Origin of the sequence: Hahella ganghwensis DSM 17046 (assembly GCF_000376785.1) — a bacterium.
GTDB lineage: Bacteria > Pseudomonadota > Gammaproteobacteria > Pseudomonadales > Oleiphilaceae > Hahella > Hahella ganghwensis.
The window spans coordinates 76,622-89,964 of the sequence record NZ_AQXX01000141.1; the positions used below are offsets into that span (position 1 = coordinate 76,622).

Genomic DNA, 13,343 nt, shown 5'->3' on the forward strand with positions numbered 1-13,343 from the left:
TTTTCACAGCAATGCACATATCGGACTGGACAAACCAGCCGCCCGGTTATTCCGGGCGGGCACGAGTGCTGTCCAGCAGACTGGCGAGACTGGCCGCCTTAGGCTTCACCAGCCAGAACCGTCCGACATAATCGTCGAAATTATCCTGGATGTTTTCTGCCCAGCTACTGCCGGTTTCTTCTATATGCCCGGCAATGACGTCTCTTAAATGATTCCGGTAGGCTTCCATCTGCTCACTGGTAATACGATGGATTTCCACCAGCTCGTGGTTATAGCGATCCACAAAGCGGTTTTCCAGATCAAGTACGTAGGCAAAACCACCCGTCATACCTGCACCAAAGTTATGGCCAGTTTTGCCAAGTACCGTCACCATACCGCCGGTCATGTATTCGCAACAGTGATCTCCTGCACCCTCGACGACCGCATGAGCTCCAGAGTTCCTCACAGCGAATCGCTCACCCGCAACCCCGGCGGCAAACAGCTTACCACCGGTAGCTCCATACAAGCAGGTGTTACCAACGATCGCGGTCTCCTGGGAAGCAAACGTACTGACAGCAGGCGGACGAATAGTCAACTTTCCGCCAGTCATGCCTTTACCGACATAGTCGTTGGCATCCCCTTCAAGATGCATATGCAAACCGCCGGCATTCCAGACACCGAAACTCTGACCAGCAGTCCCCGTCAATTTCAACACCACAGGAGCATCCGCCATCCCCTGATTGCCATGACGCTTGGCGATCTCACCGGATAAACGAGCCCCGATAGAACGGTCACAGTTGGTGACCTCAAACTCAAACTCACCACCGGATTTGGCTTCAATCGTGCTCAAGGTGGCTTCCACCATCCGTTCAGCCAAGGTTCCCTTATCGTATGGCAGATTACGTTCAACCTGACAGGTATGCGGCTTGTCCGCAGGAATATTGTCACTACTCAGGATTGGCGCCAGATTCAGGTTCCGCTGCTTTGGCGTATTCCCAGGCAGAATTTCAAGCAAATCCGTCCTGCCGACCAATTCTTCCAAAGTACACACACCCAACTTCGCCATCCATTCCCGGGTTTCGGCTGCCACAAACTTAAAGTAGTTCATCGCCATCTCAACAGTGCCCTGGAAGTGCTTATCACGCAAAGCCTTATTCTGAGTGGCAACACCGGTAGCACAGTTGTTTAGGTGACAAATCCGCAGATATTTACATCCGATCGCAACCATCGGCCCGGTTCCAAAACCAAAGCTCTCAGCACCAAGAATTGCAGCTTTCACCACATCCAGGCCAGTTTTGAGACCGCCATCCGTCTGTAAACGGACCTTACCACGCAGATCATTCCCGCGAAGCGTCTGGTGGGCTTCTGACAGCCCCAGCTCCCAGGGCGACCCAGCATACTTGATCGAGGTCAGCGGACTGGCACCGGTTCCACCATCGTATCCCGAAATTGTAATCAGGTCCGCATAGGCTTTCGCCACACCTGCGGCAATAGTACCGACCCCCGGCTCGGACACCAATTTGACAGATACCAGCGCTTCCGGATTAACCTGCTTAAGGTCAAAAATCAGCTGAGCCAGATCCTCGATTGAATAGATGTCATGATGAGGAGGAGGCGATATCAACGTCACCCCCGGAACCGAGAATCTCAATCGTGCAATCAGCTCATTGACCTTACCGCCCGGTAACTGACCACCTTCTCCCGGTTTAGCCCCCTGCGCCACCTTGATCTGCAGCACCTCAGCACCAACCAAATAGTGTGGCGTCACACCAAAGCGACCGGAGGCGACCTGGCGAATCTTGGAGCGGCGCTCTGTACCATAACGCGCAGGATCCTCGCCGCCCTCACCTGAATTCGAGCGACCACCCAAGCGGTTCATTGCAGCCGCCAAAGCCTCGTGTGCTTCAGGCGACAATGCGCCAATTGACATGGCAGCAGAGTCAAACCGCTTATAGATATTCTCAACAGGTTCAACATCGTTGATATCAATAGGCTTCGCTTTGCTGGACAACGCCAGCAGGTCACGAATAGTGGTGACAGGACGCCCATTCACATAGGAAGCATATTCCTGATAGATGCCATAATCTCCGGATTTAACGGCGTCCTGCAAAGTGCGGATCACATCCGGATTATATGCATGATACTCACCGCCATGGATAAACTTCAGCAGCCCACCCTGGAGAATCGATTTCCGTTTATTCCAGGCCATTTTGGCCAAAGCTTCCTGCTCTGTTTGCAGGTCATAGAAGGTAGCACCTTCGATTCGGCTCGCGACACCTTTAAAACAGAGATTAACTACATCTTCAGAAAGCCCTACAGCCTCAAACAGTTGGGCTCCACGATATGACGCAATAGTAGAAATCCCCATTTTGGACAGGATTTTCAATAAGCCCTTGTTAATCCCTCGACGATAGTTGTTCTTCGCGTCAATCGGATCGATCAACAACTGCCCTGCATTAATCAGGTCATTCAATACCTGATAAGCCAGATAGGGATAGACAGCCGTAGCACCAAAACCGAACAACACAGCAAAGTGATGAGAGTCACGCGCCCATGCAGTTTCGACAATGATGTTGGAATCCGTTCTCAATCCACGCTCAACCAAGTGATGGTGAACAGCACCGGTGGCCATGAAGGCGTTGATCGGTATTTCACCCTCTTGAATATACTTGTCACTAAGAACCAACAACACCTTGCCGTTCCGCACAGCCTGCTCTGCCTGCTCCGTTACGGACTCAATTGCTTTTTGCAACCCAAGCTCAGGGCGGAAAGACAGCTTGATGATTTCAGTTTCAAACCCCGGCCGTTCATTGGACATCACTCGGAGAAATTTCGCTGGAGACAGAACCGGTGTGCTCAGGATGATTCTGTTTGCGTGCTCAGGACTTTCCTCAAACACATTTCTCTCCGCCCCCAGACAAGTTTCCAGCGACATGACGATGGTTTCCCGTAGCGGGTCGATGGGTGGATTGGTGACCTGAGCAAATTTCTGCCGGAAGTAATCCGCAACAGAACGCACCTTATTTGACAACACCGCCATCGGCGTGTCATCCCCCATAGATCCAACAGCTTCCTGACCAGCCTCTGCCATAGGGCGCAACACCTGATCACGCTCCTCGAAGGACACCATAAACATTTTCATGTAGCTGTTGAGCTCTTCCTTTTCCATCAGGGTGAAATCAGGTGTTTGCTGGTTCAGTTTGGTTTCAACTCTGAGCGCATTTTCACGCAACCACTTCTTGTATGGCTGCGCCGCTTTCAGACGGTTATCAATATCCTTGGTATGCAGGACTTCACCAGTCTGCGTATCCACTGCCAGAATCTGGCCAGGACCAACCCTGCCCTTGGCGATGACATCTTCAGCCTTGTAGCCATAGGTTCCAATTTCAGAAGCCAGTGTAATGAAACCATTCTTGGTGATCACCCAACGAGACGGGCGCAGTCCGTTACGGTCCAACAGACAAACGGCATAGCGTCCATCAGTCATTACCACACCAGCAGGACCATCCCAAGGCTCCATATGCATGGAGTTATATTCGTAAAAGGAACGCAGATCAGCATCCATGGTATCTACATTCTGCCAGGCAGGCGGGATCATCATTCTGACAGCTCGGAACAGGTCCACACCACCGGCCAACAGAACCTCCAGCATGTTGTCCATAGAGGAAGAATCCGAGCCGGTTCTGTTAACGATGGGCTGCAATTCCTGCAAGTCCGGCAGGAATTCACTCTTGAACTTGTTTGCCCGGGCCAATGCCCAGTTACGGTTACCTTCAATCGTGTTTATTTCGCCATTATGAGCGAGATAACGGAATGGCTGAGCCAGAGGCCACCGAGGCATCGTATTGGTAGAGAAGCGCTGGTGAAATACACAGATAGCGGTTTCCAGGCGCTCGTCCCCCAGATCCTTGTAGAAGCTGGGTAAGTCTACCGGCATCATCAGGCCCTTGTAGGAAATCACCTGATCTGAAAGAGAACAAATATAAAACTCACTATCGCCGGCCAATGCTTTTTCGGCCTGACGACGCGCCACATATAACTTGACGCTGACTTCATGCTGGCTCAGTGCGTCATCTGCATTGACAAATATCTGCTCAATACCTGGAAGGCAATCCAGAGCCATAGGCCCCAGACATGCAGTATCAGTGGGCACTATGCGCCACCCGACCGGTTTCAGTCCCTGGTCAGTTAGCGCCGCTTCCAACTGTTCGCGGGCAAACTGAGCCTTGGCCGGATCAGTATTAAGAAACACCATACCAACAGCATAATTACTGCCTAATTCGGTGCTAAGGGATTCTTTGGCGACTTCACGCAAAAAGGAATCAGGCTTTTGTATCAGCAGACCACAACCATCACCAGTTTTACCGTCTGCGGCAATTCCGCCACGGTGTGTCATGCATGTAAGCGATTCAATTGCCGTGCGCAGCAGCTCATGACTGCGCTCGCCTTCCATATGGGCTATCAAGCCAAAACCACAGTTATCTTTGAATTCGCCGGGTTGATACAGACCTGTTTTCATAAGTAATCTCTCATTCAAATCCTTACGAATCAAAAGCTTATATGTACATCAATCAATAAAAACAGCTTTTGATAGGCAAAAATGGGCCGCCCATTCTACACACGGACTGCCCATTGCTCAAATTTAAAGGGAAAAGTTAATTAGTAAAAGTACTTAAAACGACAAATATTGGGGAAATCACTTAGTCACCACCTCTTCCAGCATCCGCTAGACACGAGGCTTTTAGCGTAAGTAAAGCTCAAGAGTTCAGATAACTAGTCTGAAGCAACATGCAGGCCACCGAGGCTTCGAATCCAGGCTCCTGCCTCTTGAATATTTGCAGGCAGATTGCCCAATCCTTCTCTGGCGGTTGTTTTATCCAAATAGACTCCATGCAGTACGACATACCAGTCCTTACCCTGGTAGTCAGATTTCACATAGAAGTAGCCCTCTGTATTATCGAGACCTTTCAGGAATTCAGTCGCAGACTCGCTAGAAAAGGACCCTAACACCTGAATAGTCCAACTTCCCTGCGGCTGCTTCTCTACCCACTCGGCAGTCCGCTTGAATTCTGACACTGAAACCTGTGCCTTCACCCGCTCATCCGCGACGACTACTTGCCTCGAAGGTTCAGATCCAGCCTTTTCAGAAGGCTTATTGACTGACAATTCTTCATGAGGCTCTTTATTCGACACCTCTTTTTGCGTCTTTTTTTGCACCTTGGGCTGAACCTCAGTCAACGCCTGACCGGCTTCATGCACCATCTTAGTGCTATCATCGTCAGAACTCGCCTTATCCGCTACAGCGCTTTCAGCGACAGTCTCCTCGACTTTATCTGCTTTTTCAGAGGGCTCGCCTTTCTCAGCAGAGTCAGCACTTTCTACAGGATCACCATCGGCCTGCGATCCCCCTTTCAACGACACTTCAGTCTTTTCCATTGCAGAAATCAGATCTTCTTCTGATGCGGAGCGGGGTTCTGTCGCCCCTTGATCAGAGAGAGGCAATAAGTCATCGCTGACGAGGGTGTTATCAGCCCCTTCCTTTAAATCGCCATCAGATGAAACAGGCAAGGCTATCGTATACCGGGATTGCTCAACCACTTCGTCAACCACAGCCTCTTCATCCTGATCATACTGCAACGATATCAGAATGACGGCCAGCACCAATGCTAGGCCCACCAGACCTGCAAAAAGCAGATTCATTTGGGAAATACGCCCGTGACCGGAAGCCACTGAATCAACACCTGAGAGAAGAACCGAAGAAGCTGTTCTTACTATCCTTCCTGGGAGTCCTTTACCCAGCTTATGTATTTTTATCAGCGCTTCCTGATCTATACCTGGGGACCCAGTCCACCCAGCCTGCTGGAGATGTTTCAGCACAAAATCGGCTGTATCACTCTGACTGAAATTTCTTAGCTGAAGTTGATGGAATGGTTGAGACTGTGATTCTGGAAACAGTCGCCGAATCTGTTCCACCATCTGCTGCTGAGCCAGAAGCACCAGACCAAATGCTCCCGAAAGGCGAGGATTAAACCGTTTTGCTAACAACTCAATGCTTTCATCTGACAGCTCATGGGCGTCATCAATAACAAAGAGAGTTCTCAGGCCGTGGGAGTACTGATTGGAACAAGTCTCGAGTATGCGATTTGACAGCGTTTCGGTGGAATCCCCTTTGGCGACGACCACTCCTAACAGCTTGGCCATTTGCACAATAAGGCTGGCACGCCCCTCTAAGAGTTTAGGGCGTAACCAAACAATCTTCAGCGCCTCTTTCTCATATTCAGTCAGTTGCTCAAGTAAGCAGGTCTTACCACTTCCCTTGTCTCCGGTAACAACCAGAATATGATCAGAGAAATGCACCAGATGCCGCAGGTTATCCAACAACTCCTGGCGCTGAGCCCCACCAAAAAAGCACCGACTTCCTACACTTTCGGCATGAAACGGATCAAAGGACAATCCAAATTGTTGCCGCCATTGTTCAGCAGTGTAAGCTTGCTCCCTGGTATGCTCATTTGCTGACATGACGCAGCCTTAGTGCTGGGTAAATTCAGCCAAAGTCTGCCCCAGATTTGCCTGAGCAAACTGATCAGTGACCCAGGCATCTCCCAGACCACGCAAAAGTACCAGACGCAATCGTCCGTCAAGCACCTTCTTATCTATTGCCATATAGCGGGTAAAATCTTCGTCGCGCATATTCGACGGCGGTCTGACCGGAAGATTGGATCGACTGAATATATTAACAACGCGCTTGTAGTCGTCCTGATCCAGATTCCCTTCTCTGAGAGATAGATCAGCAGCCATCACGGTACCTGCCGCAACAGCCTCACCATGCAACCACTCTTTGTAATGGGTAAACGCCTCTATTGCATGGCCGAATGTATGACCTAGATTTAAAATAGCCCTCACACCTTTTTCAGTTTCATCCTCTGCCACGACTTCCGCTTTAATCTGACAAGAACGCTGAATAGCATAACGTAGTTTTTTATCATCCAGAGCCATCAGCTCATCCAGATTCTCTTCAAGCCAGCCGAGAAACGAAGCGTCTTTGATCAGCCCATACTTAATGACTTCTGCCAACCCTGCAGAGAACTCACTCTCCGGAAGAGAATGTAAAGTTGAGGTATCAATAAGAACCGCTTTTGGTTGATAAAAAGCGCCAATCATATTTTTACCCTGCGGGTGATTAATCCCGGTTTTACCGCCAACAGAAGAATCCACCTGGGACAAGAGAGTGGTTGGCACCTGGATAAAGTTTACCCCTCTCTGATAGGAAGCTGCTGCGTATCCGGTCATATCACCAATCACACCGCCACCTAAGGCTATCAGTGTTGTCGTTCTATTATGGCGCTGACCAATGAGATGGTCATAGATCGACGCCAGAGAATCCATATTCTTATACTCTTCCCCATCAGGAAGGATAGTGACATCAACATCATAACCTTCAAGTAACTGCTGAACCTTGTCGAGATATAAAGGTGCCACCGTTTCATTGGTCACGATCATAATCTGCTTGCCAGAAATATGTCTGGTAAGCAGTTCCTTTTGAGACAACACGTCACTACCTATATAAATCGGGTAGCTACGCTCCTCTAATTCGACATTGAGAATTTCCACAATTATTCAACCTCTGGAGACTTTGGCATCCAATTGGGAGATGCCTGAAGGGCTTTGATAATTTCTCTAACGACTGCCCTTGGTCGCTTTTGATCAGTACTAATAACATAGTCTGCAATTGAGCGATAGATAGGATCACGAGTAGACATTAGATTCTGCAGAACTTTCAGGGGATCATTGTTTTGCAGCAAGGGTCTTTTCCGATCCTTGCGGGTTCTTTGATATTGCTGCTCTACAGAAGTAAACAGATACACAACAAACCCCCGGGTACTCAAATGGTACTGATTCTCCTCACTCACTACCGCGCCGCCGCCTGTCGCCACAACAATTCCAGGGACATTCGATAATTCTTCGATCACCATTCGTTCGCGGGCACGGAATCCCTCCTCCCCTTCAACGTCAAAGATCCACGGAATATCTGCACCTGACCGATCTTCAATTTCGCGATCAGAATCCTTGAATTCAAAGTGAAGCTCACGGGCCAGAAGCTTGCCTATTGTGGTCTTCCCAGTCCCCATGGGGCCCACCAGTACAACATTATGTTTGTAATCTTGCATGCCTTGTCAACCATCGCTTAAGCGCTGCGGAGCATAGCATGAGAAAGCCTTGGGCTCTAGTACGTCCAAAACGCAAAAAGCCACCCTAAGGTGGCTTTTGCTCAGTTTGAAGAAGCTTAGTTATCTATCAAACCATTTGTGATCAGTTTTGGTGTAATGAATACCAGAAGCTCGGAGCGCTCATCAGTGCTCTCAGTTTTGGTAAACAATCTACCTAAATAAGGCAGGTCCCCAAGGAATGGCGTCTTGGTGACTGTCTTGGAGGTTTCTGCAGTAAAAATACCACCAAGAACAATCGTCTCACCATTTCCTACCAACACCTGTGTTGTAATTTCATTGGTTGCGATACTTGGGATACCCGCTGTTACTTCACCACGACTATCCTGATTTACAACCAGATCCATAATAATCTTGTCGTCAGGCGTAATTTGTGGAGTTACTTCCAGTGCTAACACAGCCTTTTTAAACGAAACACTGGTCGCACCACTTGAAGACGCCTCTTCATAAGGTATTTCTTCACCTGACTCGATACGTGCAGTCTGTCTGTCAGCGGTCACGATCTTAGGCTGAGCAATGACTTCACCTTTCCCATCCGACTCAAATGCGGACAGTTCCAATTGAAGTACATTCAGTCCACGCTGGAACCCAATGGCGATGGAAGAAGTATTACTTCTAGTCACACCTAAATCTACAGCCAGAGCATCTGGGAAAGTTGCAATCGTTGGCTGATCCACATCGGGATCGTTTAACTGATTAAAAGCAGTGATGTTTGAATCAGAACCACCACCTATAATCCAGTTTCCTGCCCCATTGCTCTTGACACGAGTGCCTCCCCATTTAATACCGAGCTCATCAATAGCGTCGGTACGTGCCCTTACGATCCTCGCCTCAATCAGCACCTGACTGACAGCCACATCCCATGTCGAAATCAACCTACGAACTTCAGCAATTTTCTCTACTGTCTCACGGATACTGATTGTGTTAGTCCGTTCATCTGAAGAAATAAAGCCTCTACTGGATATCAACTCTTCGTCAGACTGCAAGAGAGTAACGATGTCTTTTGCTTTGGCATAATTGATCTGAATAACTTCCAATCTGACAGGAGCAAGCTCTTTAACTTGTTTGGAAGCCTCAAGCTCCAGTTTCTCCCTTGCAGCGATTTCTTCTGCTGGAGCGATCAACAAAACGTTTCCGACTTTACGTTGATCCAGCCCTTTAGTTTTCAGCACAAGCTCCAACGCTTGATCCCAGGGAACATTCTGGAGTCTCAAGGTGATACGACCACCTACAGTGTCACTGGCAACCAGATTAAGCCCCGTAAAATCCGCTATCAACTGGAGTACTGAACGAACTTCAATATCCTGAAAATTCAATGAGAGCTTCTCGCCAGTATAAGGAAATTTATCTTTCTGACGCTGCTCAGCTTCATCGGCGGTCAAAGGCTCAACGGTTAGCGTAAACTTGTTGTCAGCTTGGTAAGCCAGGTAATCGTAGTTACCCTGAGGTTTAACCAATACGACTGCTTCACCTTCTTCGGTATATGACTCAATAAACTGAACTGGTGTAGCAAAGTCGACAACATCCAAGCTTCTCTGCAGCTCTTTTGGCAGACGGGTATTACCAAACCTCAGTTTGATATTGCCTGCTTCCTCTGCCATATCCACGTTCACTTTGTCACTGGAGAAGTCAATCATGACTCGACCATCACCAGATTCCCCTCTACGAAAATCAATGTCGGTAATCATCAGCTCTTTGCTGGAGGACGAGCTTACAGACCGGGTAACAGATGACGAAGAACCTGATGAGCTTGAAACAGCCCCTACAGTTGAACTACCCAACTCAACAACCACCTGATTTCCACGAACAGCCGTCGCGTAAGGAACCAGCTCCAAAAGATTCATAATGACCCGAGTACGACCACCAGCCTCAACAATGGTGACGCTCTGAGTGTTACCTTTAGAGATCTTATGGTATTTCTCACTCAAACTACTTCCCACACCTGCAAAATCTAATGCGATTCGGGCCGGTTGCTCGATGGAATAGCCATTAGGTTCTGGCGGCGTCCCGTCAAATTGTAATTTGACCTCAGTTCGGTCTCCGGGGAGTGCAGCAAAATCTATAGCCGTGAGATTAACTGCATGCGATAGTCCACATATCATAGATAGTATGAGAGCGAACCAAATCTTACTCATAAGCGCTTTCATTGTATTCTCCAAATAAATCTCACTTGGCTCTCGATTCACCTTCATCAATTCACTTCCCTTAAGCCCATGGTCCGAGGGCGTTCAAACCACCCTCCCTGACCATCTGATACGATTTCTATGAGCTCAATCTGCGACTCAGTCACACTCACCACCTTGCCATGGTTTTTACCCATATAATTGCCTTCTCTCACACGATGAATTCCGCCATCGCCATCACTAACCAATGCAAATAGCCTTGAATCATCCTGTTTAATAATTGTTCCAACCATCGCCATATTACCTATAGCAAAGCTTTCCAAAAGCTCCTGAGGACGATTGAAGTCAGGTTTAACATTGCTTTTAGGCTTCTGGTCCAGGGATGCCAGCTGCACCACCTGGGGAGGAGTAAAGGGAGAACGCCTGTTAGCTGCACTATAGGAAAAGGCTTCATAAGCTTTGAACTCCGGCAAAGGCTCAATTCTCTTCTTAGGGCGAGCCTTCACTTCTTTAACATAAGCCTCAAGATCCTCAAACCCTGATCCAGTAGAACAGCCAGACAATGGAATGAACAGTGCAGCCAGCACAAGAAATATACTTAGTCTTAACATTAGTTATCCCCGCCACCACTGTATCGATAGGTTTTAGCCTGGATTTCCATGGTCAAGCTTTCTACCCCCTGCTGAGCTTTAGTGATACTGAAGTCATGCAAAGTAACAATCCTTGGCAAACCTGCCACACCACTAACAAATGCGGCAATATCGTGATATGTACCTGACAACCTGATTCGAATCGGTAGCTCGATATAGAACTCTCGGGATAATTCCGGCTGCAGATCAATCGAAGACAACTCCAGCCCGCTCAAAGAGCCAACACTGGAAATATCCTCAAGCAACCCAGGTACCTCCGTGTCACTTGGCAGTTGGCGAAGCAAAGCGCCGAAGGTTTTTTCCATTTCAACCATCTGAGCTTTGTATTCTTCCAGATTGGAAACCTGGCCGGCTTTAATCTCGAACTGACTCTTGAGCTCCATTTCCTCTTGCTCAGTAGCCGCCAGAGTCGCGTCCAGATCCTTGATATCAAACCAATAAACCGCCCCTAACACCAACGCAATCAGAAGCAGGATACAAATAGCTTTTATGGGCGCTGGCCAAGAACCTGCATTGTTGAAATCCAAGTCATTGATATCAAAATTTTTCAGGCCTTCCAGGGAGTCTGACATACTCATCCTAAGCACCTCCCTTATTCTTTTCCGCCTCAGGAGTTTCCTGCTTGACATTCATCACGAAGGAACTCTTGGCCTCCTGGCCCGGTACAGCTTTGACAGAACTCAAGCTCGGATCTTTATACCATTCTGAGTTGTCCAGATTGCGCATAAGATTGGAGATTCGGCTGTTTGACTCACCGACCCCCTGAACATCCAGAACTTCACCTTTTTTGGATAATGAGGTTAAGTGAACCCCTTCAGGCATCACTCTCACCAACTCATCAAACTGACGAACAATAATCGGCCTTTTCCCTTGCAGATCCTGGATGACCCTCATCCGCTCCAACAGGGCACTTCGCCGTTTTTTCAGCTCTTCAATTTCTCTGATCTGTTTATTCAACTGAGCAATTTCATTTTTAATGAAATTATTTCGTTGCTCCTGGTATTCAATATTACTCACAACCGTCTGATGCCAAAGAAAGCCCAGACCAGCACTGATAATCAAAAAACCAGCCAATATAGTGACAAATTGTTTCTGGCGTTCAGCTCGTAGCTCTTCACGCCATGGACGAAGGTTAATCTTTGCCATTAGTCAAAACTCCTCATCGCCAAACCGCATGCGATCATCAGCGATGGCGCATCATTGCTTAATGCGGAAGCATTAACTTTGGATGAAACAGTCATATCCGCAAACGGGTTAGCCACCAGAGTTGTCGTTCCGACCCGTTCCTGGACCAGCTCAGCCAATCCGGAAATGGAGGCAGTACCTCCCGCCAGCACGATGTAGTCAACCTCATTATATTGAGTGGAGGAGAAGAAAAACTGTAAGGACCGAGCAACCTGCTGAACCACAGCCTCTTTAAAGGGCTCAAGAACCTCCTGCTCGTAATCGTCTGGCAATCCGCCCTGCTTCTTCGCCAGTCCGGCTTCTTCCTGGGACAGACCATAACGCCGCTGAATTTCTTCTGTCAGCTGTTTGCCTCCAAACAACTGCTCACGGGTATAAATGGTTTTGCCGTCGGAAAGCACGCTCAGAGTGGTCATTGTCGCCCCAATATCCAGAACAGCGACAGTCTGGGATTCCCCAACATTGTCTAACTGCCCTTCTATGAGGCCAACCGCCCTTTCCATCGCATAGGCTTCGACATCCACGACCTTGGTAGTCAAGCCACCAATATGAAGCGAGTCCTCACGAAGCTCTACATTTTCGCGCCGACATGCTGCCAGCAAAACGTCCTGCATTTCCAGGTTGATATCGTTCGGCCCGACGACTTCAAAGTCCAGCGCCACTTCATCCAATGGGTATGGAATATACTGATCAGCCTCAAGCTGAATCTGGGATTCCATGTCCTGCTCCCTTACGGATGCGTTCATCTGTATGACTTTTGTAATCACCGCAGAACCAGCAACCGCTACAGCAGCCTGCTTCGTATTGGGCCTGGCCTTACCTACCACTCGAGAGATCACCTCTCCCACAGCTTCGGCATCGTTGATATTCTTTTCCACAACAGCATTAGGCGGAAGTGGTTCCACCGCGTAACTGTCAACCCGAAAACGCCCGCCATGTTGGCTTAATTCAATCAGCTTTACAGAAGTCGAACTGATATCCAGCCCCAATAACGGTTGCTTTTTCTTTCCTAATAGTCCAAACACAAAGGTGCCTTCTCAGTAAATGCTGCTACATCGTTAACAGAACTTTGCTTAAACAAGCATAGACAACAATTAAAGATTACTAAAACCAAGCCAATAAAAAGCGTATAATTGTTGTTGCTCGTCAAACCTAAAGAGATTTCTTAAATAATAGACATA

9 protein-coding genes are annotated in these 13,343 nt (G+C 48.3%); all 9 read right to left on the reverse strand.

Annotated elements, in window-relative coordinates; genetic code table 11:
* Positions 1-46: 46 nt before the first annotated feature.
* The 9 genes from gltB to F566_RS0127765 all read right to left on the reverse strand — a co-directional run bounded on the left by gltB (position 47) and on the right by F566_RS0127765 (position 13,187).
* The gene (gene gltB, locus F566_RS0127725; RefSeq protein ID WP_020410309.1) at positions 47-4,498 is read right to left on the reverse strand and encodes a glutamate synthase large subunit; all 4,452 of its coding nucleotides are present in this window, start codon (positions 4,496-4,498) and stop codon (positions 47-49) included.
* Between the two features lie 254 nt (positions 4,499-4,752).
* A complete protein-coding gene (locus F566_RS0127730) occupies positions 4,753-6,498 on the reverse strand; it encodes an AAA family ATPase (protein ID WP_020410310.1) in 1,746 nt (581 codons plus the stop codon).
* A gap of 9 nt (positions 6,499-6,507) precedes the next feature.
* Complete coding sequence (gene aroB, locus F566_RS0127735; protein ID WP_020410311.1) at positions 6,508-7,590, reverse strand: 3-dehydroquinate synthase; 1,083 nt, start codon at positions 7,588-7,590, stop codon at positions 6,508-6,510.
* A 2-nt stretch (positions 7,591-7,592) separates the two neighbouring features.
* The gene (gene aroK / locus F566_RS0127740; RefSeq protein WP_020410312.1) at positions 7,593-8,147 is read right to left on the reverse strand and encodes a shikimate kinase AroK; all 555 of its coding nucleotides are present in this window, start codon (positions 8,145-8,147) and stop codon (positions 7,593-7,595) included.
* 116 nt (positions 8,148-8,263) lie between these two features.
* A complete protein-coding gene (locus F566_RS0127745) occupies positions 8,264-10,339 on the reverse strand; it encodes a type IV pilus secretin PilQ (RefSeq protein ID WP_245555317.1) in 2,076 nt (691 codons plus the stop codon).
* A gap of 56 nt (positions 10,340-10,395) precedes the next feature.
* Positions 10,396-10,938, reverse strand: a complete 543-nt coding sequence (locus F566_RS0127750; RefSeq protein WP_020410314.1) for a pilus assembly protein PilP — start codon at positions 10,936-10,938, stop codon at positions 10,396-10,398.
* Positions 10,938-11,555, reverse strand: a complete 618-nt coding sequence (locus tag F566_RS0127755) for a type IV pilus inner membrane component PilO (protein ID WP_020410315.1) — start codon at positions 11,553-11,555, stop codon at positions 10,938-10,940. Before F566_RS0127755 ends, F566_RS0127750 begins: the two co-directional genes overlap by 1 nt.
* A gap of 1 nt (position 11,556) precedes the next feature.
* Positions 11,557-12,123: a PilN domain-containing protein gene (locus F566_RS0127760; protein WP_020410316.1), complete on the reverse strand. Its 567-nt coding sequence runs from the start codon at positions 12,121-12,123 to the stop codon at positions 11,557-11,559.
* A complete protein-coding gene (locus tag F566_RS0127765) occupies positions 12,123-13,187 on the reverse strand; it encodes a pilus assembly protein PilM (RefSeq protein WP_020410317.1) in 1,065 nt (354 codons plus the stop codon). The genes F566_RS0127760 and F566_RS0127765 overlap by 1 nt, the downstream gene beginning before the upstream one ends.
* Positions 13,188-13,343 lie beyond the last annotated feature (156 nt).

Bases quoted from the DNA above. Each gene is read 5' to 3' on its own strand.
- F566_RS0127730 (WP_020410310.1), bottom strand. From the start codon at position 6,498: ATGTCAGCAAATGAGCATACCAGGGAGCAAGCTTACACTGCTGAACAA.
- gltB (WP_020410309.1), bottom strand. From the start codon at position 4,498: ATGAAAACAGGTCTGTATCAACCCGGCGAATTCAAAGATAACTGTGGT.
- aroK (WP_020410312.1), bottom strand. From the start codon at position 8,147: ATGCAAGATTACAAACATAATGTTGTACTGGTGGGCCCCATGGGGACT.
- F566_RS0127745 (WP_245555317.1), bottom strand. From the start codon at position 10,339: ATGAGTAAGATTTGGTTCGCTCTCATACTATCTATGATATGTGGACTA.
- F566_RS0127750 (WP_020410314.1), bottom strand. From the start codon at position 10,938: ATGTTAAGACTAAGTATATTTCTTGTGCTGGCTGCACTGTTCATTCCA.
- F566_RS0127760 (WP_020410316.1), bottom strand. From the start codon at position 12,123: ATGGCAAAGATTAACCTTCGTCCATGGCGTGAAGAGCTACGAGCTGAA.
- F566_RS0127755 (WP_020410315.1), bottom strand. From the start codon at position 11,555: ATGAGTATGTCAGACTCCCTGGAAGGCCTGAAAAATTTTGATATCAAT.